Here is a 25606-nt window from a genome sequence, read left to right as displayed (position 1 = left end):
AGCGGTATTCGACACTGTTCAAAAATCAACCGGCTCAACACCAACATAACGCTTACGTGTGTCGTCAGGGGAACCTCTAAATGAAAATCATCGCTTCACTCATGCTGGCGGCGCTGTTGAGCGGCTGCGCCGGCATGGTCGCTAATTCCAACAATCTGGAAGGCGCCCAGGCCACGCTGACCCCCCGCGGCTCGACCTATCAAGACCTGGTTTCTTTACCGCCACCGGCGGGTAAAATTTTCGTTTCCGTCTACGACTTTCGCGATCAAACCGGCCAATACCGCCCGGCACCGGCCAGCACGTTCTCGACCGCGGTGACCCAGGGCGCGGCGGCAATGCTGACCGGGGCGCTGGCGGACTCCGGCTGGTTCATTCCGCTAGAGCGGGTCGGCCTGCAGAATCTTCTAACCGAGCGGCGTATCATCCGCGCCGAGTTCGAACGCTTCAATCAGCCGGATACACTCCCTTCGCTGCGCGCGGCCTCGGTCATGCTCGAAGGCGGCATCATCGCCTACGAATCCAACGTGCGTACCGGCGGCGCCGGAGCGGAATACTTCGGTATCGGCGCTTCCGGCCAGTATCAGGTCGACCAGGTAACGGTGAACCTGCGGGCGGTCGAAATATCCACCGGCGAGATACTCGCCAACGTCACCACGACCAAAACCATCTATTCGAAAGAGCTTCGCGCAGGCGTTTACCGGTTTATCGATTTCCGGCGCTTACTGGAAGCCGAAGTCGGCATTACCTCCAATGAGCCTGTTCAGATGGCCGTCATGTCGGCGGTCGAGTCGGCGGTCATTCATCTCATTGCCCGGGGCGTCGAGAATAATCTCTGGAACCTGGCCAGCAACGCTAACATGCAGGACACCCTATTAGCCGAATATCTTAATGCGCCAACGCCTGCTTTATAGGCCACTATCATGATTGGCCTACTAAAAAAATACTCATACGTTTAATTAACAAAAGCGGCGCTACTTAACGGTAGCGCCGCTTTTGTTAATTTTATTACGGGATATTAGAAAAACCGTACTTCAGAGTGCCGCTGTTTTTAGATATTTGATCACGCGTTTAAGAAAAGCCCTGATAGCGCAATTTATTAAATAGTTCAAACTCGACGCATCAATACACTTAGATACAAAACTTTTCAAAAGGTAATGAGATGAAGACTCGACAGGCGTTTTTACCACGTAAAACGCTGGCGCTCTCGAAGCCCCTGGTTCGGTCTTTTATAGCGTTTTTCATCACCTATTCAGCCGCGGTGAATGCCCAAGCTCAAAGCCGTGTAGAGCAGTACGCTCAAACCTCTCAAGCACCTGTTTATAAAGAAAATTACAGCATTATAAGACAAAACGGCCATCACAACCGTACCGCCGTAACACAGTCGTATTCCGCCCAATATCAACACGGCAACTTTTCCAATATTCGCCAAACCGGCAACTTCAATACCGCCTCCATTACGCAAGCCGGAGGTAATAATGCCGGGGTCATTTTACAAAATGGCGACCGTCACCTCGCCACGATCAATCAATCCTATGGCGTTCAGGGGTTACAAGTCTTTGTTTCCCAAACGGGTCATCAAAGCGATATCGAGATTTCACAATCGGGGAGTGGCTACCGCAGCGTTAGCGTGGAACAGCAAGCGTTCTCGGGTAACGCACGACCAGTCATCGTCGAAACTTACTGAGCCAATCGCTTTGTCTCAGTAACAACTAAAGCAAACGTCTTGAAGGGGAAATCCACATGAAAACTCAAATCGCCACTATTACCGCCGCCATTGCCATCACCATGAGCGCTGCTGCCTCCGCCCAGTTCGCTGGAAGTAACTCCACTATCTATCAAAGTGGCGACCACAACGCCAACAACGTAACCCAGTGGGGTTCACAGGCATCTCGTGTTCATCAAAACGGCGCGTACAACAAAACGACCGTCAACCAGGATGACGTTGACGGCGTTGCCACCACGCTTCCGGGCTGGAACGATTCAGGTATCGAGCAGGTCGGCGAAGGCAACGTGGCAAGCGTTGATCAGATGGGCGCCAAGAACCAGTCAACCATCTACCAGGGCGGCCTGAACAACCAAGCCTCTGCTGACCAGAACGGGGTTGCCAACGTCTCTGTTACCAACCAAAACGGCGAAAACAACACGACGGATGTTACCCAGGACGGCTGGATGAACGACAGCTATGCCTACCAGGAAGGTACTGGTAACAACGCCACCGTCACCCAGGAAGGCAAGCTCAACCAGTCCGTCATCGAGTCTATCGGCAGCAGCAACGACGCCACTATCGCTCAGGATGGCATCGCCAATGACAGCTACGCCTACCTGGAAGGCAACAACAACGTGGCCAACGTCAGCCAGCAAGGTTATTACAACGAGAGCAATCTTTTGACCACCGGCGGCTACAACACGGCCGACATCTCGCAGTCTGGCTACAACCACGACTCCTACGCTTACACCGAAGGTTACGGCAACCAGCAAACCGTCTCCCAAAGCGGCAGCTTCTTCGGCGGCGGCCACACCTCCAGCATCACTACCGTCGGCAACAACAACATGAACGTTGTTGCTCAAGGCCACTAAGCCAAGACTGTGATGCCTGAGTCACGATATCAGGTCCTCCACGCGCTGCTCGCTTGAAGGGCCTGGATTCAAAAAACCGCCCTTCGGGGCGGTTTTTTTATGACGTCTTTTACTAGCGAATCGTCAAGGTGAGCGTGCCGCCCTTACCCTGGGTCGACGAACGCGAACGGTTGGTGCCCTTCAAAATATCCACTTCCAGCCGCTCGTTATCGGTTAAAAGCGTCACCTCCCCCTCGAGCGCGGTGCCTTCATAGCTGAATTCAAAGGGTACGCTTTTGCGTTCCTCAAAGTACTCGGTGACTTCATCGCCGTTGCTCACCCGCCAATGGGCGGAAAACTCGGCACCTGGCGTGCCGCTCACGTTGATTTGAATTTGGGTCATATGCTGCTCCTGATAGGCAAGCGCGCCTGTGGATAAAGCAGAGGCCAAGCTTGCAACGCCAAGGGTGTAAGACCAAAACGACTGCCATTTCACGATGATTGACCTCGTTAACCAACAGCGCCGCTTCGATGAGCGGCGCTTTGAGTATAGCAGTGCGTTGGCCAAAGCCGCGGTTTATAGAAGGGCAAACGCCTTCTCGGCGGCGTCCAGGGTTTGCTGAATGTCTTCCGGCGCGTGGGCACTGGACATAAAGCCCGCCTCATAAGCCGAAGGCGCCAGGTAAACGCCCTGGTCCAGCATGGCGCTGAAAAAGCGCCGGAACATGTCCGCATCGCAAGCGGTGGCCTGGGCAAAGTTATCCACACGCGTTTGCGAGGTAAAAAAGAGCCCGAACATGCCCCCGGCGGACTGGGTCATCATGGCCACGTTCGCCGCATTCGCGCGCTCTTGCAGGCCTTCGCAAAGCGTTTGCACTCGCTGGGTCAGCGCATCGTGAAAGCCCGGTGTCTTGAGCTTTTGCAACAGCGTAACGCCGGCGGCCATGGCCAGCGGGTTGCCCGAGAGCGTACCGGCTTGATAAACCGGGCCCATGGGCGAGACGTTTTGCATGATGTCGCGCCGGCCGCCAAAGGCACCCACCGGCATACCGCCGCCGACGATCTTGCCCAGGCAAGTCAAATCCGGGGTGATACCGTAGTGGGCCTGGGCGCCGCCGAGCGCGACGCGAAAGCCGGTCATCACCTCGTCGAAAATTAACAAGCTACCGTACTCGTTGCACACCCGGCGCAGCGTTTCCAAAAAGCCGGGCTGAGGCGGAATGCAGTTCATGTTGCCCGCCACGGGTTCGACGATAATGCAGGCGATCTGCTCGCCGATTTCGGCAAAGCAGGCCTCTACGCCTTCCGGGTCGTTATAGGAGAGCGTAATGGTGTGCTCGGCAAGCGAGGCCGGCACGCCCGGCGAGCTCGGCTCGCCGTGGGTCAGCGCCCCGGAGCCGGCTTTCACCAGCAGCGAGTCGGAGTGACCGTGGTAGTTACCCTCGAACTTGACGATCTTGTCCCGGCCGGTGCTGCCCCGGGCCAGGCGAATCGCGGACATCGTCGCCTCGGTGCCGGAGCTTGTCATGCGCACCATGTCCATGGACGGGATCATTTCGCAGATCAGATCCGCCATGGTGGTTTCCACCGCCGTGGGCGTGCCGAAGGAAAGTCCGTTATCGAGGCGTGCACGTACCGCATCGAGCACCTGTGGGTCGGCATGGCCGGTGATCATCGGCCCCCAGGAACCGACGTAGTCGATATAGCGCTTGCCCTCGACGTCGAACAGGTAAGCCCCCTGGGCGCGCTCCATGAAGACCGGCGGGCGGTGAAGGCCCTTGAACGCGCGAACCGGCGAGTTGACCCCGCCGGGAATATGGCGGCTTGCAAGTTCAAAGAGTTCGGCAGAAGTGGTCATGGCATCCTCAACGTGAATGACTCGAAAGTGAATAGCTTAGTCCTTTAAACGCGGACTTAAATAGACGCGTTACCGACCCGGCGGCCCATGAGATCAAAAGCGGGTTGGGCGTGACAAGCGGTTGGGCAGATACTGCCCGTCCGGCGGCTCGAACGCCTCGGACAGAGCCTGCCAGGTAAAGCGCTGGGCCTGCTCGCAGGCAGTGGGTAAGCGCTCACCTACCGCCATGCGCGCGGCAATGGCGGAGGCTAGCGTACAGCCCGAGCCGTGAAAGCGCTGCGCCAGGCGTGGCCACTGCCACTGGCGCGTGGTATCCGGCGAGTGCAGCGTATGCACGACCTGGGCGTCGTTTCCCGGCAGTGGATCGTCGGTGGCCGTTACCAGCACCGCCTGGCACCCCTGGGAAATAAGCGCCACCGCGCGGGCGGTATCGTCCGCGCCCTCTTCAACGTCCGGCGTCAAGGCGGCGAGCTCGAACCGGTTGGGCGTCAGAATATCCACAAGGGGTAGCAGGCGCTCCACATAGCGTTTTTGAAGCGCGGCTGTGGATAACTCAGCGCCGCCCCCCGCCTTGAGCACTGGATCAGCAATCACCGGCACACCGGGAAAGCGGCGAATGATGCACTCGGCGGCCAACAGCGTCGCTTCATTGGCCAAAAGGCCCAGCTTGATCGCGCTGACGGGAAGCCCCTCGAGCGCTTGGGCCATCTGCAACATCATTTGCGGGTCGGCGGGCAGCACACGCTGGACATCGTGGCAGTTTTGCACGGTGGTGGCGGTGGGAATGGTCATTGCCCAGCCGCCACAGCCGGCCACGGCTTCGCTATCGGCGATCAGCCCCGCGCCCCCGGTCGGGTCGTGACCCGCCAGTACCAATACGACGGGAGGAAGCGGCTTTATCATCAAAAAGGCTTAATGACGGCAAGCAGAACGACGGCGATCAACACGATGACCGGGGCTTCATTGAAGAAGCGGAAAAAGCGATGGCTTTTGGTGCAGCGGTTTTGCGCAAACTGCTTCAAATAGATCAGGCAGACGTGATGGTAGGCCACCAGTAGCGCCACCAGCGTCAGTTTGACGTGCATCCACCCCTGGCTCATCCAGCCAGGTATCAGATAGAGCATGATCCCGCCAAACAACAGCACCAAAATCATCGAGGGGGTCATGATGCCGCGATAGAGCTTGCGCTCCATGGTCTTGAAGTAAGTGATCGCTTGCTCATCCCCGTTATCGCGGGCAGTAGCGTGGTAGACATACAGCCGCGGCAGATAAAAAAGCGCGGCGAACCAAGTCACAACGGCCATCAAATGCAGGGCCTTCATCCATAAATACATGGTTTCTCCTTACGCGGTCGGCTCATTGTCACGGGGGTCGGTTTTGTCACGAGGGTCAGCATAGTGGTAGTAACGCTCGATCGCCCCCCGGGTAATGATACCTGAAATTCGCTGCTGCTTTGGCCGATAACCGTGCACTACGTAAAGCGCACCCAGGGCGTTGTCCTGAAGCTTCAAAAAAGCTTCGGAAAGCGTGGCCTGTAGCGCGATCGGCGCCATCTCCACGCGCTGACCAGGAATTTCCAGAAGGTCCACTTGCTCGTCTTTTGGCGGTGGCTCACCGGCCAGCGCCTCGTCGTGTTCCAAAAGCCAGCGCGCCAGCGCCGAGGCTTTCAAACCCAGCACCGGCTTTTTATCGCTGGAGCGCTCGATCAGAAGCCACATCGGATTGGTTTCCAAGAGCTTACGCGCCTGATCCGGCGTGACGATTCGCTCGGTACGCACTAGCTGGCGCTCCATCACCGCGGGTACCGACACCCGGGAAAGCGCCTGCATCAGCGGCTGTTGAAGGGGGTGTAGGCCGTAACGTACCGAACTGATAAAAAAGCCTTCGCAGCCCGTTAGCTGGCGCGAGGTCAGACAGGCGACCACGACCACCAGCATGCCCGGCAGCATGATGTTCGGGCTGTGGGTCAGCTCCAAAAGCGCCATGAGCGCGGCCAGCGGCGCCTGAAGCACCGCGCCCATCATGGCCGCCATCCCCAGCATGGCAAAAACGCCTGGGTCGGCGGCGGGCGCCGGCCAAAGCCAAAGGCCAAGCGAGCCGCTGAGCGCACCGGCGGCCGCCCCAACCACCAGTACCGGGCCGATAATACCAATCGGTACGCCTCCGGCCACGGTTAGCGCGGTGATCAATAGCTTGGCAATGACCAGCCCCAGCAGCACGCTAACGCTTAGCTGGCCGTTGAGCGCCGCCGCCAGGCTATCGTAGCCAATGCCCTGTACCTGGGGGAACCACCAGGCCACTGCGCCGGTGGTCACACCGACCACCGCCAGGCGCAGCCAAATCGGCAGACGGCTCAAGCGCTGAGTGCGCGCAATGTGAATGAAAAGCCCGGCGAGCAGGCCGATCCCCAAGCCAGTCACCACCACCCAGGGCAGGTTCATCAGCGAGCCCAGCGCTACATCGGGAATGCGAAAGGCGGGTTCGCTGCCATAAACCGCCTGAGCGACCACCGCGCCCATGGTCGAGGCCAAAATGACCGGCATGAAGCTCATCAGGGTGTACTCCATCATCACCACTTCCATGGCGAAGATGACCCCAGCGATCGGCGTATTGAACGAGGCGGAAATACCCGCCGCGGTACCACAGGCGACCAGCACGCGAAGACTGTTGTTGGGCAAGCGAAGCTTGAGGCCAAGTCCGCTGGAGGCGGCCGCGCCCAGGTGGATCGCTGGGCCTTCGCGCCCGGCGGAAAGCCCGCCGAGTACCGACACCACGCCGACCCACCACTGGTTGAGCCAGTTGCGCATGGGAAAGCGCCCCTGGTGGTAGGAGAGCCGCTCGATCACGTGGCTAACGCCGAGTTTGTGTGCCGCGGCTTTCTGGCGGTAAAGAAAAACGCCAATGAGCGTCACCGCCAAAAGCGGCAGCAGCGCCCTAAGCCAGGGAGCAAGGCCTTCGAACGCCTCCGGGTCGCCCTCGGGCATATAGACAATCGCGCCGACTTCCAAAAGCAGACGAAAGCCCACCATCACAGCGCCGGTAATGACGCCGGAGACCAGGCCCAGTACGCAGAGCTGGGGCAACGCATCGACGTTGGCCAGTTGGCGGCGGAAGGCGTCGAGGGTGAAATCTGCTCGGGAATAGCGTGCCACAGCCGCGTTCCTTGCCTGTTGGTGGGTTCTTATTGGTCGAGGTTAAAGCGTAGTGCGTTTATTCGGGGCGGCCAAAAGTGAGGACTTACTCATTGAATCCGTCACTCCTGGGCTGTCACTCTTGTGTATCATAGCTTGAAGCGCTTCGACAGCCCGGTGCGGGTTTATTAGGCTTGAACGTACGCGGTTCACATTAACGAACGGACAAGAGGTGGCTTGTGATCAAGGTCGGTATCGTAGGCGGTACAGGGTATACCGGAGTAGAGCTTTTAAGGCTTTTAGCCGGGCATCCAGAGGTCAGCGTCGAGGCGATCACCTCGCGCTCGGAGGCCGGTGTCAAGGTGAGCGACATGTACCCCAACCTGCGCGGCCATTTTGATGCACTCGCCTTCAGCGAGCCCGATGCCAACGCGCTGGGCGCTCTGGACGCAGTGTTTTTCGCCACGCCCCACGGGGTGGCCCACGCGCTGGCCGGTGAGCTATTGGCGAACGGCACGCGGGTCATCGACCTTTCCGCGGATTTTCGTCTGCGCGACGCCGAACTCTGGAGCCAGTGGTACGGCCAGCCTCACGGCGCGCCGGCACTGCTCGAAGAGGCGGTCTATGGCTTGGCGGAAATGAACCGCGAAGCGATCAAGGGCGCGCGTTTGATCGCCGTACCTGGCTGCTACCCCACCGCCGTACAGCTTGGTTACCTGCCGCTACTCGAGGCCGGGCTGGTGGACGAAACACGGCTGATCGCCGACTGTAAATCCGGCGTGACCGGTGCCGGACGCGGTGCCAAGGTAGGCTCGCTTCTCGCCGAGGCGAGCGAATCGATGAAAGCCTACGGCGCCTCGGGCCATCGCCACCTGCCGGAAATCCGCCAGGGCCTGAACGACATGCAGGAACACCCGATCGAGCTAACCTTCGTGCCTCATCTAACGCCGATGATCCGGGGCATTCACGCCACGCTCTATAGCACCCTGAAGGTCGGCGCAACGGACCTGCAGGCGCTTTTCGAATCGCGCTATAAAAACGAGCCCTTCGTGGATGTGATGCCCGCCGGCAGCCACCCGGAAACGCGCAGTGTCAAAGGCAACAACACTTGCCGGCTCGCGGTTCATCAACAGGGCGGTACCGTCATCGTGCTGTCGGTCATCGACAACCTGGTCAAGGGTGCCTCGGGCCAGGCGATTCAGAATTTGAATTTGATGTTTGGCCTCGACGAGACCCTGGGCCTCAACGCCCCAGCGCTGATGCCCTAGACGGAAAGCGCTGTTGCAGAGGTGCTACTTAGAAAAAGGCGACGTAATAGTTGACCCTTTTGCTCGGGATTACCCATAATTGCGCTTTCACCCAGCCATTTTAGCTCGCGGGAGGTACCCATGAGCGGTGCAGAAGCTTTCGTACCAACCCCACTTTTGCTGTCCGACAGCGCGCGACGTCGTATTCAGGCGCTCATGACCGAGGAGCACAACGACGCGCTGAAGCTTCGCGTGTACGTGACCGGCGGCGGCTGCTCGGGCTTTCAGTATGGGTTCGACTTTGCCGACAACGTCGCCGACGACGACACGCTGATCGAGTTCGGCGCCGCCGCCCTGGTCGTCGACCCGCTTTCCTATCAATACCTGGTCGGCTCGACGATCGATTTCGAAGAGGGTCTGGCCGGCGCCCGTTTTCGCGTGCAAAACCCCAACGCCACCACCACCTGCGGGTGCGGTGCGTCGTTCATGGTTTAGGTCGTGTTTTAGAGCAAGACCCATTTCTTGCGTTAATACCACCCCCGGTTCGTGACTTGACGCCTTGGCGGTTTCTCGCCAAGGTTGATAGGTCTACAACATCGCGCGCGGTCGACGGGCATGACGCCCCACGACCGCTAGCGTCATATAAAACACGGGGAAACACATGAACACTCCGCTTACCTATAGCGCCATTGCCGCCGCGTTGACTCTAAGCCTTGGCAGCGCCTCGGCGCTTGCGCAGACACCTTCGGTCAACGTCGCCACCGACCCAAGCTTCGTGCCCTTTGAAATGATGGATTCCGAAACCGGCGAAATGATCGGCTTCGACATAGACATCATCAACGAAGTGGCCAGCCGCGCCGGGTTCGAGGTCAATCTCACCACCATGGAGTTTTCCGGCATCATTCCGGCGGTACAGACCGGCAGCCAGGAAATCGCCATCGCCGGTACCACGATTACCGAAGAGCGCGCCCAGGTCGTCGATTTTTCCGACCCCTACTACGACTCCGGTCTGCAGATCATCGTACGCGCCGATAACGATGACGTTGAAGACCTCCAAGACCTGGAAGGCCTGAGCATCGCGACCAAGATCGGCTCGACCAGCTATAACTACCTGCAAGAAGAGCTGGGTGACGACGCCGAGATCACGCCCTATCCCGGTACCGCGGATATGTACATGGCGCTTTTGGGTCGCAACGTCGACGCCGTGCTATACGACGCCCCCAACGTCGCCTACTTCTCGCAAACCCGTGGCGAAGGCCGTACCAAGGTCGTTGGCCCGCTCTACGAAGGTCAGCAGTACGGGATCGTTTTCCACAAGGGTAGCGAGTGGCTGGAGCCGACCAACGAAGCGCTGGCGGCCATGCGTGAAGACGGTACCTACGACGAAATCTACTCGAAGTGGTTCGGTGAAGCGCCCTCGGCGGACTAATACCATTTCGTAGACACGCAAGTACTCCTGCAGGGCCGGGCAACGCATTGCCCGGCCTTTCGTTTAATAGCCTCGTTTTATGATTTTTATCTGGAGATAACGCGTGGACGTTAACTTTCAGTTCGACTGGTCGGCGGCGCTGGCCTCGATCCCTCATCTGTTACCCGGTATTCCCTGGACGCTCGCGATCTCTTTCGGGGGACTGGCGATCGGCTTTTTCATCGGCATCTTTTTCGGTCTTTTACGCATCAGCCCCTCCGCCTGGCTTCGCTGGATCGCCAGTATCTATATCGAGGTATTTCGCGGCACGCCGATTCTGGTGCAGGTACTTTTCATCTTTTATGGCCTGCCGCAGCTTTTGGGTGGGCCAATCAACGCGTTGGTCGCGGGTATCGCCGCCATCGCGGTGAACTCCGGTGCCTATATCTCGGAAATCGTGCGCGGCGGCGTGCAGTCCATCGAGCGCGGCCAGCGCGAGGCCTCCTTGTCACTCGGGCTTTCGCGTACCCAGGCCTTTACCTACGTCATCTGGCCCCAAGCGCTTAGGCGCATGGTGCCGCCACTGGGCAACCAGGCGATCATTAGCATCAAGGACACCTCCCTGTTCTCGGTGATCGGCGTAGGCGAGCTGGTCCGTCAGGGCCAAATTTATATCGCCACGACCTTCACCGCCCTCGAGGTCTACTTCGTGGTGGCGCTGATGTATTTGGCGATTACCTGGACACTTTCCATGGTGCTGCGCTTACTCGAGCGTTCAAACTTCGTCGGTCAATAAGGAGCGCGCAATGAAAGCGACCCAACCCCCCATTGTGCGTATGGAAAAGCTCAATAAGCATTTTGGCAGCTTGCACGTACTCAACAATATCGATCTGGCGATCACCCCCGGCGAAGTCGTCGTGGTGATTGGCGCAAGCGGCTCGGGCAAATCGACGCTGATTCGCTGTATCAACGGTTTGGAAGAGTTTCAGTCCGGCACCCTCGAGGTGGATAACAACCCCCTTACGCCTCACGGCAAAAGCACCAAGTCGCTGCAGACCATTCGCACCGAAGTCGGCATGGTATTCCAGCAGTTCAATCTATTCCCGCATCTAAGCGTTGTGGACAACGTGACGCTGGCACCCATCAAGGTACGCCGCCAAAGCCGCGAGCAGGCCACACAGAACGCCAAACGCCTGCTCGACCGGGTCGGCATCGCCGACCAGGCCGACAAGTACCCAGGCCAGCTATCCGGCGGCCAGCAGCAACGCGTCGCCCTCGCTCGGGCACTCGCCATGGAGCCGCGCCTCATGCTCTTCGACGAGCCGACCTCGGCGCTGGACCCGGAGATGATCGGTGAGGTGCTCGATGCCATGCGCGAGCTCGCCAAGGAAGGCATGACCATGGTGATCGTCACCCACGAAATGGGCTTTGCCCGGGAAGTGGCGGATCGCGTCATCTTCATTCATAAAGGCGAAATCACCGAAGAGGGGCCGCCTGAACAATTGTTCGATACGCCTCGACACGAACGTACCCAGTCGTTTTTGGCGCGGGTGCTCAAGCACTGAAACACACCTGCCGAAGGCGTTTTTAAACCATCTTTTGGCTTAAAAATGCGAATAAAAAAGGGCCTGTCACCATGACAGGCCCTTTTTTTGCCTGTGGATATCATTTTTTCAATTTTCTTCACGTTTGTCTGCAACCCGCGTCACTTGGGCCATCGGCGCTTTAGCCCGGTTACCCACAGTGTGTTTATAGCCACGCGCACAGCACGGGTATGCAGCGGTGGATAACCCGTGTTTTTTTAGCGCTGTGCATAAGTGCCCCTTTCGTCCACAGCCCCAACACTGCTTCTACGCAGGCACTCCGCCGGTTAATCACCATTCCTTCAACAATATAATTGTTTAATAAATATAATAAATATTCGGTTATGCACAGATTTTATCCACACCAATAGTTACAACATCAACAGAACTTCTCTCTATATTTTTTATTTTGTTATTTATAAGCGTAAGGACGTGAAATCCCGGTGTGGAAAAACCTGACTGTTATTCACAGGAGGTTTATACTGGCCGGCTTATCGAGTCCTGCTCGTTTTCAAATGATCAATAGGCGCTTTTTAAAGGGCCAAGTTGAGGTGTTAATTGAATTACCCCGACCGCTTTGACGTGATTGTCATCGGCGGTGGCCATGCGGGAACCGAAGCCGCACTGGCCTCTGCTCGTATGGGTTGTCAAACCCTGCTGCTCACCCACAACATCGAAACCCTGGGGCAAATGTCGTGTAATCCCGCCATTGGCGGCATCGGCAAAAGTCACCTAGTCAAGGAAATCGATGCGCTGGGCGGCGCCATGGGGCTTGCCACTGACCTTGGCGGTATTCAGTTTCGCGTTCTAAACGCCAGCAAAGGCCCGGCGGTCCGTGCCACCCGTGCCCAGGCCGATCGTGTCCGTTACAAAGCCGCCATTCGCGGCATGCTGGAAAACCAGCCAAACCTGACGATTTTTCAGCAGGCGGCGGGCGATCTGATTGTGGATAACGATACCGTCCGCGGCGTGGTGACCGAGACCGGTATTCGGTTTATGTCCGAAACCGTCGTCCTGTCGACGGGTACGTTTTTGGGTGGCGTGATTCACATTGGCTTGGATAAAAGCCGCGGCGGCCGAGCCGGCGATCCGTCCTCCAACGCCCTGGCCGAGCGGCTACGCGCACTGCCGTTTCACGTTGATCGGCTAAAGACCGGCACACCGCCGCGTATCGACGCCAAAAGCGTGGATTTCAGCCAGCTCGAAGAGCAGCCCGGCGACACCCCGACCCCGATCATGTCCTACATGGGCTCGCGGGAGATGCACCCGCGCCAGGTCAGCTGCCACATCGCGCAGACCAACGAGCGTGCCCACGACATCATCAAGGCGAATCTGGACCGCTCGCCGATGTACTCCGGGGTGATCGACAGCACCGGCCCGCGCTACTGCCCGTCGATCGAGGACAAGGTTCACCGCTTTGCGGATAAAACCACCCACCAGGTTTTCATCGAGCCCGAAGGGTTGGAGACCAACGAGCTCTACCCCAACGGCATCTCGACCTCGCTGCCTTTCGACGTTCAGCTTCAGGTCGTGCGCTCGATGAAAGGCCTTGAAAACGCGCATATCACCCGGCCCGGCTACGCCATCGAGTACGATTTCTTCGACCCACGAGACCTCAAGCACTCGCTGGAGACGAAATTTATCCACAACCTGTTTTTCGCTGGCCAAATCAACGGCACCACCGGCTACGAAGAAGCCGGTGCCCAGGGGCTGTTGGCCGGCTTGAACGCCGCCCGCCGCGCCCGGGAGCTGGAGGCCTGGCATCCGCGCCGCGACGAGGCGTATCTGGGCGTGCTGGTGGACGACTTGATCACCATGGGCACCAAAGAGCCCTACCGGATGTTCACCTCGAGGGCGGAATACCGGCTGATGCTGCGTGAAGACAACGCGGATCTGCGCCTGACCGAAAAGGGCCGCGAACTTGGCCTGGTCGACGATGCGCGCTTTGCCGCGTTTAGCCAAAAGCGCGACGCCATCGAGCGCGAAAGTGCACGCCTTGCCACCGTCTGGGTACAGCCGAAAACCCCGGCAGCGGAGAAAGTCGCCGAGAAGACTGGCCAGCCGCTGCCGCGAGAGTACTCGCTGGCGGATCTTTTGAAGCGCCCGGAGCTTAGCTACGCCGATATCACCGCGCTTCCCGGCCTTGAAAGCGATCTGGTCGACGACGAGTTCGTGGCCGAGCAGGTCCAGATTCAGGCCAAGTATCAGGGCTATATCGCCCGTCAGCAGGATGAGATCGACAAGCTCAAGCGCCACGAGGCAACGCCGCTTCCCGCCGAGCTCGACTACCAAAAGGTCGAGGGGCTCTCCAACGAGATTCGCCAAAAGCTTGCCGAAGCGCGTCCGGAAACCTTGGCCCACGCGGGGCGTATCTCGGGCGTGACGCCGGCGGCGGTCTCGATTTTGCTGATTCACCTGAAAAAGCGCCGCATGATCAAAAATGCCGAGGTGGCGAACGGATGAGTTCGTTAGCGCCTTTGATCAAGGAGTTGCCCGGCGAGGTCGCGTCGCGCCTGGACAGCGGCCTCGAGCAACTCGACATCGCCATCAGTGCCGAGCAGCGCGACCAGCTTTTAGCGCTGGTGGCGTTATTGCACAAGTGGAATCGGGCTTATAACCTCACTGCGGTGCGCGATATAAACGACATGGTCGCCCGGCACGTGCTCGACAGCGCAGCGATCGCCCCCTACGTGACCGGGGCGACGCTTCTGGACGTGGGCGCAGGCCCAGGACTTCCGGGGCTGGTCATCGCCATTTTGAAACCGGATATGCACGTCACGCTGGTCGACAGTAACGGCAAAAAGGTGCGCTTTCAGCGCCAGGCCGTGATGGAGCTTGCCATTAAAAACGCCACGCCGACCCAAACCCGGGTCGAGGCGTTCAATGGCCAAACCTTCGATCAGGTGGTATCGCGCGCCTTTGCAAGCCTTGACGACTTCGTCACCCTGACCCGGACGCTAGTGGCCCCCGGTGGGCAGTGGCTGGCCATGAAAGGCCCCGGGGCCGATGAAGAGCTTGCGGCACTTCCCGCCGATATCGCGCTCACCGCGCGGCATTGGCTGCAAATCCCTTATGATACGGCGAAACGGCAGCTGTTGATTCTGACCCCTGAAGGAGCCTCGTAGTGAGCCAGATCATTGCCCTGACCAACCAAAAAGGCGGCGTGGGCAAATCCACTTCGGCCGTTAATCTCGCGGCGAGCCTTGCAAGCCTTGACCGGCGCGTACTGCTGGTGGACCTGGACCCCCAGGGCCACGCCAGCATGGGCAGCGGCATCGACAAGTACGAGCTTGATAAAAGCGTACTGGACGTACTGCTGGGCGAGGCCCGCGCCGCGGATGCAATCGTGACCAACCTGCCTGTCAATTACGACGTACTGCCGGGCAATGGCGACCTGACCGCCGCCGAGGTGGAGCTTCTGGATAGCGAAGAGCGCCAAAGCCGGCTCTCCACGGCGCTCAATACCGTGGCCGGTAATTACGATGTCGTCCTCATCGACTGTCCGCCGTCGCTCAACATGCTCACGGTCAATGCCTTGACCGCCGCCGACGGCGTGCTGATCCCTTTGCAGTGCGAGTTCTACGCCCTCGAAGGCCTCTCGGCGCTGTTGGACACGGTCGAGCAGATCAAGGAGAGCGTTAATCCAGCGCTTGCGATTTCCGGTATATTGCGCACGATGTACGATAAACGCACCAGTCTTACCCGGGAAGTGGACAAGCAGCTTCGCGATTTTTTCGGCGACGCGCTTTTGAAGACCACCATTCCGCGCAACGTAAAAGTAGCCGAGGCGCCCAGCCACGGCTTGCCGGTGACCCACTACGCACGCTTTTCTCGGGGAAGCCAGGCGTACCGCGTGCTTGCCAAAGAGTTGATTCGCAAGCTTTCGCTTTAATGGCGGTAAGTGCCTGAGGACAGGTTCTTGATACAACGTTTAAGGGGAAACGCATGACGCGTAAACGCGCGCTGGGACGTGGCCTGGATGCCCTCATTGGAGCGGGCGCACGCCGCCGTGACAGTCTGGATCTCACCAGTGAGGAAACGTTTGAAAGCGTCGATCCTGCTGCGCCGCCTGCAAGCGCAGCCTTCGACGCCGCCAGCGAACGCCTGGAGCGTTTGCCGCTTGGCCAGCTAAGCCGCGGCAAGTACCAGCCCCGCCGCGACATCCAGCCCGAAGCCCTGGAAGAACTCGCTGACTCCATCCGCGCCCAGGGCGTCATGCAGCCTATCGTGGTGCGCCCGGTCGGCGAGGCACGTTACGAAATCATCGCCGGCGAGCGGCGCTGGCGGGCCGCGCAGCTTGCCGAGCTCGACGTAATCCCCGCGGTGATCCGCGAAGTCAGCGACGAAGCCGCGCTGGCGCTGGCGCTGATCGAAAACATTCAGCGCGAAAACCTTAACGCGGTAGAAGAGGCGCTGGCGCTCAAACGGCTGGGGGATGAGTTCGAGCTGACCCAACAGCAGGTCGCCGATGCGGTGGGCAAGTCGCGCACTCAGGTGGCGAACCTTTTAAGGCTTTTGACCCTGGATCCGGAAGTACAGACGCTTTTAGAGCGCGGTGATCTGGATATGGGCCACGCGCGGGCGCTTTTATCGCTTGCCAGCGCCCAACAGCGCCGCATCGCCCACGAGGTGGTCAATAACGACCTGACCGTGCGCGCCACCGAAGCATTGGTGAAAAAGCTCGCCAGCGACGAAAGCGCGAAAGCGACCCCTAAACGCTCGATCAAGACGACGGATGTGACCCGGCTCGAGACCCAGCTGGGCGAGCTTCTCGGCGCGCCGGTTTCCATTGACCACGGCCAACGGGGTAAGGGAAAGGTCACGATCCGCTATACGAGCCTTGAAGAACTCGACGGAATTTTGGGCCATATAAAATAAATAGCAGGCTTATTAAAAAGTCGCACGATAGCGTCTTTTTTTAACTCTTTGGTCGCAACTGCGCGCTTGGACGGGCAAATTAGACGCAACTTCGGTTGAAGGTACGATAGCGCTTCCCTATAATCGCGCAAGATTTGTGCAGGTTGTTTCGATAATCAAAACGCCCGCATCAGGATTTTACAACGACTAGCCCGAGAAGCTGGGGCAACAGGTGCTGAGAAATCATGCAGCGATTCGAAGCCCAGCGCCGCCGAGCCTACAGCGTTTCGCTTTTACGGGCTCAATTGGCCGTAATGCTGATCGGGATGGCGCTGGCCTACGTTCTGGCGCAGCCTGGTGGGGCGATCTCGGTGGCGTTGGGTTCGCTGGTCGCGATAGTACCCTATGCTTTTTTCATAAAGCGTATGGGCGTTTTTTCGAAACGCCAAAAACGTAACGCAACGCAGTTGATGCGTGCAGAAGCGGGCAAGTTTGGTTTGACGGTGGCTCTTTTTACACTGGTCTTCGTGGCAGTGCCCCCCTCAAACCCTACTTTATTTTTTAGTGCTTACGTTGCGGTAATTTCGACGCATTGGCTCGCGCCCTGGCTAATGCTCAAAAAACCGCACAACTGATTGAGGTGACAACTCTATGGCCGCAGGAAACGAAGTCTCGACGACTTACTATATCCAGCACCACCTGCAGAATCTGACCTTCGGGCATCACCCGGTCAACGGTTGGTCGCTGGCGCAGTCGGCCGAAGAGGCAAGCGACATGGGGTTCTGGGCGATCCACCTGGATACCATGGGCTGGTCCATCGCCATGGGGCTTTTGTTCATCTGGCTGTTTCGCAAGGCGGGTAAAATCGCCACCTCCGGCGTGCCCGGTGGTCTGCAAAACGCCGTCGAAATGGTCGTCGAATTCATCGAGAACTTGACGCGTTCGACCTTTCACGGGCGTAACCCCCATATCGCGCCGCTGGCGCTGACGCTGTTCGTGTGGATTCTGCTCATGAACACGCTCAAGATTCTACCCGTCGACTACGGCCCGGTGCTGTTTGCCAAGCTCGGCGTGGATTACATGAAGATCGTGCCGACCACCGATGTCAACGCCACACTGGGCATGGCGCTGGGCGTGTTTGGCCTGATTCTTTACTACAACATCAAGGTCAAGGGTGCGGGCGGCTTCGCCAGAGAGCTCTCGCTGACGCCGTTCAACCACTGGCTGCTGATTCCGTTCAACCTGGTGCTCGAGATCGTCTCCTTGCTGGTCAAGCCGTTCAGCCTGGCGATGCGTCTGTTCGGTAACATGTTTGCCGGCGAAGTGATCTTCATTTTGATCGCCATGCTACCCTTCTGGGCCATCTGGGTGCTGGACGTGCCGTGGGCGATTTTCCACATCCTTATCGTGACGCTTCAGGCCTTCATCTTTACCACGCTAACCATCGTGTATTTGAGCGCCGCGCACGAACATCACTGATTAAGGCGTACCCGGCGCGCGGCGCCGGGTACGCTTGAGTTTTGCATCAACACCCGTTTCATTAACCCTCAACCCTTAACCAAAACTTGAACTCAGGAGCAACATCATGGAAATGGTTTATCTCTCAGCTGCCATCATCATCGGTTTGGGCGCACTGGCAACCGGTATCGGCTTCGCCATTCTGGGCGGCAAGCTGCTCGAATCGACCGCGCGTCAGCCGGAGCTTGGCGACCAGCTGCAAACCAAAACCTTCATCATGGCGGGTCTGCTCGACGCGGTTCCGATGATCGGTGTTGGTATCGCGATGTACCTGATCTTCGTTGTTGCCGGTTAATTTAACTTGACCGAGCGGTAGATCGCTCGGTTTTGTTTCACTCCGGTCGCCACGAACTTGTCAGAGGTACAGTCCTGTGAATATCAACATGACGCTTATCGGGCAGACGATCGCCTTCGCGATCTTTGTCTGGTTTTGCATAAAGTACGTGTGGCCTCCGATCAGCAATGCGCTTCACGAGCGCCAGAAGAAAATTGCTGATGGCTTGGACGCAGCCAGCCGTGCGACGCGCGATCTCGAGCTTGCTCAGGAACGCTCCGAGCAGACGCTCAAGGAGAGCAAGGAGCAGGCGTCCCAGATCATCGAGCAGGCCAACAAGCGCTCTGCCCAGATGATCGAAGAGGCTCGCGAAGAGGCTCGCGCCGAAGGCGAACGCATCGTTGCAAGCGCCCGCTCCGAAATAGAGCAGGAAGTGAACCGTGCTAAAAATGAGCTTCGCGCTCAGGTTTCTCATCTCGCGGTCATCGGCGCTGAGCGTATTTTGCAAGAGTCGGTCGACGAGTCAGCACATCGCAAGTTGCTTGATGAGCTTGCCGCCGAACTGTAAGGAGGTGACCCATGGCGGAACTACTTACCGTCGCTCGTCCTTACGCTAAGGCAGCGTTTGAATACGCGCGTGATTACGAAGCGTTTGATAGCTGGTCTCAGGCGCTGAATTTTTTGAGCGTTGCGGTTGCCGACGACGGCCTACGCCGGGTGTTGGGTAGCCCAAAAGTCGTCAATGAAACCAAGATCGAGCTGCTTTCCAGCATTTTGCCGGAACAGCCCGAGGGCATTAAGCGGTTTTTGACGGCCCTGGCGACCCAGGGCCGTCTGTTGGCACTGCCTTTCATCGCTGATCAGTTCGAGCGCTTGCGCGCCGAGTTCGAGCAGCGTGTCGAGGTGATGGTCACGTCGGCCTACAAGCTGACGGCGCCGCAGAAGACCAAATTGGCAAACGCGCTTAAGAAACGTCTGAATCGCGAAATCTCAATTTCTACTCAGGTAGACAAGTCGCTCATCGGCGGTGTCATCCTGCGTGCCGGCGATACCGTCATTGACGGCTCGGTGCGTGGTCGATTGAACCGCCTTACTGATGCGCTAACCGCTTGAGTCCGAGGGACATGGCATGCAGCAACTGAATCCTTCCGAGATCAGCGACATCATCAAGCAGCGAATCGAGAAGCTTGACGTCGCATCCGAAGCCCGTAATCAGGGTACCATCGTCACCGTTTCCGACGGCATCGTGAAAGTTCACGGCCTCGAAGACGCGATGTTTGGTGAAATGATCGAATTCCCGAACGCCATCTTCGGCATGGTGCTCAACCTCGAGCGCGACTCCGTAGGCGCCGTGGTACTGGGCGACTACCTCCAGCTCGAAGAGGGGATGACCGCCAAGTGTACCGGTCGCATTCTCGAAGTGCCGGTGGGCCCGGAACTCGCGGGCCGCGTAGTCGACGCACTCGGTAACCCCATCGACGGTAAGGGCGACATCAACGCCAAGCTCACCGACGCGGTCGAAAAAGTCGCGCCTGGCGTCATCACGCGTCAGTCCGTCGACGAGCCGATCCAAACCGGTTTGAAGTCGATCGATTCCATGGTGCCGATCGGCCGCGGTCAGCGTGAGCTGATCATCGGCGACCGTCAGATCGGTAAGTCGGCGATCGCCATCGACGCGATCATCAACCAGAAAGGCAAGGGCGTCACCTGTGTCTACGTGGCGATCGGTCAGAAGCAGTCGACCATTGCCAACGTCGTGCGCAAGCTCGAAGAGCACGGTGCGATGGAGCACACCATCGTGGTCGCGGCCGGCGCGTCCGACCCGGCGCCGATGCAGTTCCTCGCCGCCTACTCCGGCTGCACCATGGGCGAGTACTTCCGCGACCGTGGCGAAGACGCCATGATCGTCTACGATGACCTCTCCAAGCAGGCCGTGGCGTATCGTCAGGTATCGCTGCTGCTGCGCCGTCCGCCGGGCCGTGAAGCCTACCCGGGTGACGTGTTCTATCTCCACTCGCGTCTACTTGAGCGCGCCGCGCGCGTCAACGCCGACTACGTCGAGAAGTTCACTAACGGCGAAGTCACCGGCAAGACCGGCTCCTTGACCGCACTGCCAATCATCGAGACCCAGGGCGGCGACGTTTCCGCGTTCGTTCCGACCAACGTGATCTCGATCACCGACGGCCAGATCTTTCTGGAAACCAACCTGTTCAACTCCGGTATTCGTCCGGCGATCAACGCAGGTTTGTCGGTTTCTCGTGTCGGTGGTTCGGCCCAGACCAAGATCATCAAAAAGCTTGGCGGTAGCGTGCGTCTGGCGCTTGCGCAGTACCGGGAGCTTGCGGCGTTCTCGCAGTTCGCTTCTGATCTCGACGAAGCGACGCGTAAGCAGCTCGAACATGGTCAGCGCGTTACCGAGCTGATGAAGCAGCACCAGTACTCGCCGATGTCCGTGGCGGAAATGGCGCTGACGCTTTACGCCGCTAACGAAGGCCATCTGGATGATGTCAGCGTCGACAAGGTGTTGGACTTCGAGCGTGCCCTGCACGACTACATGAAGTCCGAACACGCTGAGCTGCTCGACAAGATCAACCAGACCGGTGACTACAACGACGAGATCAAGGACGGCATGAAGTCCGGTCTCGAACAGTTCAAGGCGACTCAGAGCTGGTAATGTCCGGCCCGCCTATAGGCGGGCTTGCCTACTTTCTGAGAGCCACGAACGAAGGGTAGATCGCTATGGCAGCTGCAAAAGAGATACGCAACCAGATCGGAAGCGTCAAAAATACGCAGAAAATCACCAGCGCTATGGAAATGGTCGCTGCGTCGAAAATGCGTAAAGCGCAAGATTTGATGAAGGCAGGCCAGCCGTACGCCAGGCAGATTCGTAACGTGGTCGGCCACATCGCGGACGCAAACCCCGAGTACAAGCACGACTACATGGTCGAGCGTAACGAGGTCAATCGCGTCGGTTATATCGTGGTCTCCACGGATCGTGGACTGTGCGGCGGCTTGAACGCCAATCTGTTCAAGGCCGTGGTGAAAGACGCCAAGGCCTGGCACGAGCAGGGCGCAGAGCTCGACTTCTGTGCCCTCGGCTCCAAAGCCAGCGCGTTTTTCCGTAACTACGGCGGTAACCTGGTGGCCGCGAAAAGCGGGCTGGGTGAAAAGCCAACGGTTGAAGGTTTGATCGGCAGCGTCAAGGTGATGCTGCAAGCTTATGATGAAGGACGTCTCGACCGGCTTTACGTGGTGTATAACGAGTTTATCAACACCATGACGCAAAAGCCGGTGGTCCGTCAGCTTCTGCCGCTTTCGCCGGATATGGGCGACGACGCCTCCAACGATGAAGAAAACGCCCGTCCCGGAAGCTGGGACTACCTGTATGAACCGGATGCCAAGGCGTTACTCGATGGCCTGTTGGTTCGCTTCATCGAATCCCAGGTCTATCAGGCGGTGGTCGAAAACGGCGCCTGCGAGCAGGCCGCCCGGATGATCGCCATGAAGAGTGCCACCGATAACGCGGGCAATCTGATCGACGATCTGGAGATGGTGTACAACAAGGCCCGCCAGGCCGCCATCACCCAGGAAATTTCCGAGATCGTCGGCGGCGCTTCAGCCGTATAACGCCCTTGATGCCGCGAGTCGGCATCGGGCAGACAGGTTTCATTTGCAGGTTTTAAAGAGGAACCAAGATGAGCGGACGTATCGTACAAATCATCGGCGCGGTGATTGACGTAGAGTTTCCGCGGGACTCTGTGCCCAAGGTCTACGACGCGCTAAAGGTCTCTGAAAAAGAGACCATCCTCGAAGTCCAGCAGCAGCTGGGCGACGGCGTGGTGCGGACCATCGCGATGGGCTCTACCGAGGGCTTGAAGCGTGGTCTGGACGTGACCAACACAGGGGCCGCAATTTCTGTACCCGTAGGTACCGAAACGCTAGGCCGGATCATGAACGTGCTGGGCGAGCCGATCGACGAAGCTGGCCCGATCGGCGAAGCCGAGCGCATGCCGATCCACCGCAAGGCACCGAGCTACGCCGACCAGGCGGCTTCCAACGAGCTTTTGGAAACCGGTATCAAGGTCATCGACCTTGTGTGCCCGTTTGCCAAGGGCGGTAAGGTAGGCCTGTTCGGCGGCGCCGGTGTCGGTAAAACCGTCAACATGATGGAGCTTATCCGCAACATCGCCACCGAGCACAGCGGCTACTCCGTATTCGCCGGTGTGGGTGAGCGTACGCGTGAGGGTAACGACTTCTATCACGAAATGACCGAATCCAACGTTATCGACAAGGTATCGCTGGTCTACGGTCAGATGAACGAGCCGCCGGGTAACCGCTTGCGCGTGGCGCTGACGGGTCTGACCATCGCGGAGAAATTCCGTGACGAAGGCCGCGACGTGCTACTGTTCGTCGATAACATCTACCGCTACACCCTGGCGGGTACCGAAGTATCGGCCCTGCTTGGCCGTATGCCGTCTGCGGTTGGTTATCAGCCAACGCTGGCCGAAGAGATGGGTGTGTTGCAGGAGCGTATCACCTCCACCAAAGCAGGCTCTATCACGTCTGTGCAGGCGGTTTACGTTCCCGCGGATGACTTGACCGACCCGTCACCGGCCACCACCTTCTCGCACCTGGACGCCACCGTGGTACTGGCGCGCTCCATCGCCGAGCTGGGTATTTATCCTGCGATCGACCCGCTGGATTCCACCTCGCGTCAGTTGGATCCGCTGGTCATCGGCGACGAGCACTACAACGTCGCCCGCGGCGTACAGGGTGTGCTGCAGCGCTACAAGGAACTCAAGGATATTATCGCCATTCTGGGTATGGACGAGCTGTCGGACGAAGACAAGCTGGCCGTGGCCCGGGCGCGTAAGATCCAGCGCTTCTTGTCGCAGCCGTTCTTCGTCGCCGAGGTGTTCACGGGTTCGCCGGGTAAATACGTGTCGCTGAAAGACACGATTAGCGGCTTCCAGGGCATTCTGGACGGCGAGTACGACGATATGCCCGAACAGGCCTTCTACATGGTCGGCTCTATCGACGAAGCGGTCGAAAAAGCCAACCAGATGAAGAAGTAATCCCGTTCACTAGGGGGATTCGCTATGGCGAATAGCTTCACTTGCACTATCGTCAGCGCCGAAGCGTCCATCTTCTCGGACAGCGTCGAGCAGGTCATCGCCTCCGGTTTGATGGGCGATCTGGGTATTTTACCCGGCCACACGCCGCTTTTGACCGAGCTTCAGCCGGGTCCGATCCGGGTGATCATGAACGGCGGCAAGGAAGAGAACTTCTTCGTGTCCGGCGGCTTCATGGAAGTTCAGCCCGAGGTGGTGACGATTCTGGCCGACGCCGCGGCGCGGGCGAGCGACCTTGACGAGGCCGCCGCCGAGCAGGCGCGTCAGGACGCGCTCAAGGCCTTCAACGAGAAGTCCGCCGAGCTCGACTACACGCGCGCCTCGGCGGAACTGGCCGAAGCCGTTGCTCAGCTGCGAACGATCCAGCAGTTGCGCAAGAAGGCGGGTAAAGGCTAGAGCTCACGCGTGACGTGAATAAAACGCTCCTTGAACCCCTGGCGGTTTAAGGGGCGTTTTTTTTATCTGCTACTATAAATTCCGGCAAAGTAGCGAGCTATCTATCTGCAAAACTCATCTAACATAACGCCTCTTTCAGGGAGATTGCGATGTCGCTATCCGATGAAACCTTGCAGGAATTGAAATCAACGCTGCTGGGCGAGCTTTCCCAGCAAGCGCCGAGCCAGGCGGTGTCCGAGCGTCTGGCGGAAGTACGTTCGGCGGATATCGCCCAGGTGCTCGAAGAGTTCATCGAGGATGACGAAGAGCTCACCGCGGCGATAGCGATTCTCGATATCCTCTCCACCGAGCGCGCGGCCAACGTGCTGGGCTACCTGCCCGGCGAAAGCCAGCTCGAGGTAGTCGCCGAGCTCTCCGATACCCAGGTTCTGAAACTATTGGAAGAGATGGGCTCGGACGAGCGGGCGGATCTTTTCAACCTGCTGGGGGAAGATCGCCGCGAAGCGCTTTTGCGGCGGATGGCCCACCAGGAGCGCGAAGACCTAAAGCGCCTGGCAAGCTATGTAGAGGGCACTGCCGGCGCCATCATGACCTCTGACTATGTCGCAATAGCCAGTGGCATGACGGTGTCGCAAGCGCTGATGCGGGTACGCCAGACCGCGCCGGACGCCGAAACCGTGTACCAGCTCTACGTGCTGGACAGCGACGGCGAGCTGATCGGCACGATGTCGCTTCGCCAGCTCATGGTCGCGCGCCCCGGGGCGATGGTCGACGACATCATGATCAAGGACGTGATCAGCACCGCCGTCGATAACGGCCAGGAAGAGGTCGCCCGGGTGGTGGCGCGCTACGACCTGCTGGCGCTACCGGTGATCGATATCGATGGGCGTATGGTGGGGATCGTCACCCACGATGACGCCATGGACGTGGCGGAGTCCGAGGCGACCGAAGATATCCACAAGGGGATGTCGATCGGCCAGCTCGAGGACGGCGTCAGCCGGGTCAAGCTCTGGAGCCTTTACCGCAAGCGCGTAACCTGGCTCGTACTATTGGTATTTGCCAATCTGTTTTCCGGGGCGGGCATTGCCTACTTCGAGGACGTCATCGCCTCTCAGGTGGCGCTGGTGTTCTTTTTGCCGCTTCTGATCGGTAGTGGCGGTAACGCCGGCGCCCAAGCGGCGACCTTGATGGTGCGCGGGATGGCCACCGGGGATGTTGGCGTCAAGGACTGGGGCAAGATGCTCGGACGCGAGCTCATGGTCGCCGGGGCGCTTGGGCTGACCATGGCGATTGCGGTCACGCCGATCGGCATCATGCGCGGCGGCGAAGCGGTGGCGATGATCGTGGCGCTGAGTATGGTGACCATCGTGTTGTTTGGCAGCTTGATCGGTATGTGCCTACCCTTCGTGCTGGAGCGTTTCAAGGTCGACCCGGCCACGGCGTCGGCGCCGCTGGTGACCACCCTGATCGACGCCACGGGCGTACTGATCTACTTCACCATCGCGACCATCATCCTCTCGGCGGTTTGAACCACCGCCCACGCCGGCGCTGCTCCTGTATTGCAAAAGGCAGCGCCCGCGCCACCCTGCGTTGATTCACGATTCACGATTCACGATTCACGATTCACGATTCACGATTCACGATTC

27 protein-coding genes are annotated in these 25606 nt (G+C 58.8%); 22 read left to right on the top strand and 5 right to left on the bottom strand.

All coding sequences use genetic code 11. The features are described 5' to 3' along the window. The first annotated feature begins 80 nt into the window (after positions 1 to 80). The 3 genes from ACWHRL_RS18135 to ACWHRL_RS18125 all read left to right on the top strand — a co-directional run bounded on the left by ACWHRL_RS18135 (position 81) and on the right by ACWHRL_RS18125 (position 2577). Complete coding sequence (locus ACWHRL_RS18135; protein ID WP_447894753.1) at positions 81 to 911, top strand: CsgG/HfaB family protein; 831 nt, start codon at positions 81 to 83, stop codon at positions 909 to 911. Positions 912 to 1159: 248 nt separating this feature from the next. Next, a complete protein-coding gene (locus ACWHRL_RS18130; RefSeq protein WP_447894752.1) occupies positions 1160 to 1684 on the top strand; it encodes a hypothetical protein in 525 nt (174 codons plus the stop codon). A 56-nt stretch (positions 1685 to 1740) separates the two neighbouring features. Further along, on the top strand, positions 1741 to 2577 hold the full coding sequence (locus ACWHRL_RS18125; RefSeq protein WP_447894751.1) for a curlin subunit CsgB: 837 nt from the start codon (positions 1741 to 1743) through the stop codon (positions 2575 to 2577). 112 nt (positions 2578 to 2689) lie between these two features. Here ACWHRL_RS18125 and ACWHRL_RS18120 read toward each other — a convergent pair whose 3' ends face one another. From ACWHRL_RS18120 to ACWHRL_RS18100, 5 genes are all read right to left on the bottom strand, one after another. After that, positions 2690 to 2959 (bottom strand): hypothetical protein, encoded by a 270-nt coding sequence (locus ACWHRL_RS18120; protein ID WP_447530464.1) that lies wholly within the window; start codon positions 2957 to 2959, stop codon positions 2690 to 2692. A 174-nt stretch (positions 2960 to 3133) separates the two neighbouring features. After that, complete coding sequence (gene hemL / locus ACWHRL_RS18115) at positions 3134 to 4414, bottom strand: glutamate-1-semialdehyde 2,1-aminomutase (protein WP_447894750.1); 1281 nt, start codon at positions 4412 to 4414, stop codon at positions 3134 to 3136. 93 nt (positions 4415 to 4507) lie between these two features. Further along, positions 4508 to 5317: a bifunctional hydroxymethylpyrimidine kinase/phosphomethylpyrimidine kinase gene (thiD, locus tag ACWHRL_RS18110; protein WP_447894749.1), complete on the bottom strand. Its 810-nt coding sequence runs from the start codon at positions 5315 to 5317 to the stop codon at positions 4508 to 4510. Beyond that, positions 5317 to 5748, bottom strand: a complete 432-nt coding sequence (gene hemJ / locus ACWHRL_RS18105) for a protoporphyrinogen oxidase HemJ (protein ID WP_447530461.1) — start codon at positions 5746 to 5748, stop codon at positions 5317 to 5319. The genes thiD and hemJ overlap by 1 nt, the downstream gene beginning before the upstream one ends. A gap of 9 nt (positions 5749 to 5757) precedes the next feature. Then, positions 5758 to 7566, bottom strand: a complete 1809-nt coding sequence (locus ACWHRL_RS18100) for a chloride channel protein (RefSeq protein WP_447530460.1) — start codon at positions 7564 to 7566, stop codon at positions 5758 to 5760. Positions 7567 to 7784: 218 nt separating this feature from the next. Between ACWHRL_RS18100 and argC the strand changes: the two genes are divergently transcribed. From argC to mgtE, 19 genes are all read left to right on the top strand, one after another. Continuing rightward, positions 7785 to 8813: an N-acetyl-gamma-glutamyl-phosphate reductase gene (argC, locus tag ACWHRL_RS18095; RefSeq protein ID WP_447530459.1), complete on the top strand. Its 1029-nt coding sequence runs from the start codon at positions 7785 to 7787 to the stop codon at positions 8811 to 8813. Positions 8814 to 8933: 120 nt separating this feature from the next. Continuing rightward, positions 8934 to 9287, top strand: a complete 354-nt coding sequence (gene erpA / locus ACWHRL_RS18090) for an iron-sulfur cluster insertion protein ErpA (RefSeq protein WP_447530458.1) — start codon at positions 8934 to 8936, stop codon at positions 9285 to 9287. Positions 9288 to 9453: 166 nt separating this feature from the next. After that, positions 9454 to 10221 carry a transporter substrate-binding domain-containing protein gene (locus tag ACWHRL_RS18085; protein ID WP_447894748.1) on the top strand — a complete coding sequence of 256 codons (768 nt, stop codon included), beginning with the start codon at positions 9454 to 9456 and terminating at the stop codon, positions 10219 to 10221. Between the two features lie 103 nt (positions 10222 to 10324). Beyond that, positions 10325 to 10996 (top strand): amino acid ABC transporter permease, encoded by a 672-nt coding sequence (locus ACWHRL_RS18080; protein ID WP_447530456.1) that lies wholly within the window; start codon positions 10325 to 10327, stop codon positions 10994 to 10996. Positions 10997 to 11006: 10 nt separating this feature from the next. Then, positions 11007 to 11765 (top strand): amino acid ABC transporter ATP-binding protein, encoded by a 759-nt coding sequence (locus tag ACWHRL_RS18075; protein ID WP_447894747.1) that lies wholly within the window; start codon positions 11007 to 11009, stop codon positions 11763 to 11765. 576 nt (positions 11766 to 12341) lie between these two features. Continuing rightward, positions 12342 to 14246, top strand: a complete 1905-nt coding sequence (gene mnmG, locus ACWHRL_RS18070) for a tRNA uridine-5-carboxymethylaminomethyl(34) synthesis enzyme MnmG (protein WP_447894746.1) — start codon at positions 12342 to 12344, stop codon at positions 14244 to 14246. Further along, positions 14243 to 14908 carry a 16S rRNA (guanine(527)-N(7))-methyltransferase RsmG gene (gene rsmG, locus ACWHRL_RS18065; RefSeq protein ID WP_447894745.1) on the top strand — a complete coding sequence of 222 codons (666 nt, stop codon included), beginning with the start codon at positions 14243 to 14245 and terminating at the stop codon, positions 14906 to 14908. The genes mnmG and rsmG overlap by 4 nt, the downstream gene beginning before the upstream one ends. Next, positions 14908 to 15675 (top strand): ParA family protein, encoded by a 768-nt coding sequence (locus ACWHRL_RS18060; RefSeq protein WP_447894744.1) that lies wholly within the window; start codon positions 14908 to 14910, stop codon positions 15673 to 15675. Before rsmG ends, ACWHRL_RS18060 begins: the two co-directional genes overlap by 1 nt. Before the next feature lie 53 nt (positions 15676 to 15728). Beyond that, entirely contained in the window at positions 15729 to 16661 is a 933-nt protein-coding gene (locus tag ACWHRL_RS18055) for a ParB/RepB/Spo0J family partition protein (protein WP_447894743.1), read from the top strand. Between the two features lie 224 nt (positions 16662 to 16885). Further along, entirely contained in the window at positions 16886 to 17275 is a 390-nt protein-coding gene (locus ACWHRL_RS18050) for an ATP synthase subunit I (protein ID WP_447894742.1), read from the top strand. A 16-nt stretch (positions 17276 to 17291) separates the two neighbouring features. Continuing rightward, a complete protein-coding gene (gene atpB, locus ACWHRL_RS18045; RefSeq protein ID WP_447530449.1) occupies positions 17292 to 18119 on the top strand; it encodes a F0F1 ATP synthase subunit A in 828 nt (275 codons plus the stop codon). A gap of 106 nt (positions 18120 to 18225) precedes the next feature. Continuing rightward, a complete protein-coding gene (gene atpE, locus ACWHRL_RS18040) occupies positions 18226 to 18453 on the top strand; it encodes a F0F1 ATP synthase subunit C (RefSeq protein WP_018918432.1) in 228 nt (75 codons plus the stop codon). Positions 18454 to 18529: 76 nt separating this feature from the next. Further along, positions 18530 to 19000 carry a F0F1 ATP synthase subunit B gene (locus ACWHRL_RS18035; RefSeq protein ID WP_447530448.1) on the top strand — a complete coding sequence of 157 codons (471 nt, stop codon included), beginning with the start codon at positions 18530 to 18532 and terminating at the stop codon, positions 18998 to 19000. 11 nt (positions 19001 to 19011) lie between these two features. Then, positions 19012 to 19545 (top strand): F0F1 ATP synthase subunit delta, encoded by a 534-nt coding sequence (locus ACWHRL_RS18030; RefSeq protein ID WP_447530447.1) that lies wholly within the window; start codon positions 19012 to 19014, stop codon positions 19543 to 19545. A 16-nt stretch (positions 19546 to 19561) separates the two neighbouring features. Continuing rightward, positions 19562 to 21106: a F0F1 ATP synthase subunit alpha gene (atpA, locus tag ACWHRL_RS18025; protein WP_447530446.1), complete on the top strand. Its 1545-nt coding sequence runs from the start codon at positions 19562 to 19564 to the stop codon at positions 21104 to 21106. A 65-nt stretch (positions 21107 to 21171) separates the two neighbouring features. Beyond that, positions 21172 to 22059, top strand: coding sequence for a F0F1 ATP synthase subunit gamma (gene atpG, locus ACWHRL_RS18020; protein ID WP_447530445.1), 888 nt, complete (start codon positions 21172 to 21174; stop codon positions 22057 to 22059). A gap of 68 nt (positions 22060 to 22127) precedes the next feature. After that, positions 22128 to 23507, top strand: a complete 1380-nt coding sequence (gene atpD, locus ACWHRL_RS18015; protein WP_447894741.1) for a F0F1 ATP synthase subunit beta — start codon at positions 22128 to 22130, stop codon at positions 23505 to 23507. Positions 23508 to 23531: 24 nt separating this feature from the next. Next, a complete protein-coding gene (locus ACWHRL_RS18010) occupies positions 23532 to 23960 on the top strand; it encodes a F0F1 ATP synthase subunit epsilon (RefSeq protein WP_447530443.1) in 429 nt (142 codons plus the stop codon). Between the two features lie 149 nt (positions 23961 to 24109). Beyond that, a complete protein-coding gene (mgtE, locus tag ACWHRL_RS18005; protein ID WP_447530442.1) occupies positions 24110 to 25489 on the top strand; it encodes a magnesium transporter in 1380 nt (459 codons plus the stop codon). Positions 25490 to 25606: the final 117 nt, after the last annotated feature.

Source organism: Vreelandella sp. GE22 (genome assembly GCF_968212445.1).
Note: the sequence above shows the minus strand (reverse complement) of the source record. Positions and strands in the feature narration are given on the sequence as shown.

Excerpts from the sequence above, each read along its gene's own strand:
- ACWHRL_RS18135 (WP_447894753.1), top strand. The coding sequence starts at position 81 with ATGAAAATCATCGCTTCACTCATGCTGGCGGCGCTGTTGAGCGGCTGC.
- ACWHRL_RS18130 (WP_447894752.1), top strand. The coding sequence starts at position 1,160 with ATGAAGACTCGACAGGCGTTTTTACCACGTAAAACGCTGGCGCTCTCG.
- ACWHRL_RS18125 (WP_447894751.1), top strand. The coding sequence starts at position 1,741 with ATGAAAACTCAAATCGCCACTATTACCGCCGCCATTGCCATCACCATG.
- ACWHRL_RS18120 (WP_447530464.1), bottom strand. The coding sequence starts at position 2,959 with ATGACCCAAATTCAAATCAACGTGAGCGGCACGCCAGGTGCCGAGTTT.
- hemL (WP_447894750.1), bottom strand. The coding sequence starts at position 4,414 with ATGACCACTTCTGCCGAACTCTTTGAACTTGCAAGCCGCCATATTCCC.
- thiD (WP_447894749.1), bottom strand. The coding sequence starts at position 5,317 with ATGATAAAGCCGCTTCCTCCCGTCGTATTGGTACTGGCGGGTCACGAC.
- hemJ (WP_447530461.1), bottom strand. The coding sequence starts at position 5,748 with ATGTATTTATGGATGAAGGCCCTGCATTTGATGGCCGTTGTGACTTGG.
- erpA (WP_447530458.1), top strand. The coding sequence starts at position 8,934 with ATGAGCGGTGCAGAAGCTTTCGTACCAACCCCACTTTTGCTGTCCGAC.
- ACWHRL_RS18085 (WP_447894748.1), top strand. The coding sequence starts at position 9,454 with ATGAACACTCCGCTTACCTATAGCGCCATTGCCGCCGCGTTGACTCTA.
- ACWHRL_RS18075 (WP_447894747.1), top strand. The coding sequence starts at position 11,007 with ATGAAAGCGACCCAACCCCCCATTGTGCGTATGGAAAAGCTCAATAAG.
- rsmG (WP_447894745.1), top strand. The coding sequence starts at position 14,243 with ATGAGTTCGTTAGCGCCTTTGATCAAGGAGTTGCCCGGCGAGGTCGCG.
- ACWHRL_RS18055 (WP_447894743.1), top strand. The coding sequence starts at position 15,729 with ATGACGCGTAAACGCGCGCTGGGACGTGGCCTGGATGCCCTCATTGGA.
- ACWHRL_RS18050 (WP_447894742.1), top strand. The coding sequence starts at position 16,886 with ATGCAGCGATTCGAAGCCCAGCGCCGCCGAGCCTACAGCGTTTCGCTT.
- atpB (WP_447530449.1), top strand. The coding sequence starts at position 17,292 with ATGGCCGCAGGAAACGAAGTCTCGACGACTTACTATATCCAGCACCAC.
- atpE (WP_018918432.1), top strand. The coding sequence starts at position 18,226 with ATGGAAATGGTTTATCTCTCAGCTGCCATCATCATCGGTTTGGGCGCA.
- ACWHRL_RS18030 (WP_447530447.1), top strand. The coding sequence starts at position 19,012 with ATGGCGGAACTACTTACCGTCGCTCGTCCTTACGCTAAGGCAGCGTTT.
- atpA (WP_447530446.1), top strand. The coding sequence starts at position 19,562 with ATGCAGCAACTGAATCCTTCCGAGATCAGCGACATCATCAAGCAGCGA.
- atpG (WP_447530445.1), top strand. The coding sequence starts at position 21,172 with ATGGCAGCTGCAAAAGAGATACGCAACCAGATCGGAAGCGTCAAAAAT.
- atpD (WP_447894741.1), top strand. The coding sequence starts at position 22,128 with ATGAGCGGACGTATCGTACAAATCATCGGCGCGGTGATTGACGTAGAG.
- ACWHRL_RS18010 (WP_447530443.1), top strand. The coding sequence starts at position 23,532 with ATGGCGAATAGCTTCACTTGCACTATCGTCAGCGCCGAAGCGTCCATC.
- mgtE (WP_447530442.1), top strand. The coding sequence starts at position 24,110 with ATGTCGCTATCCGATGAAACCTTGCAGGAATTGAAATCAACGCTGCTG.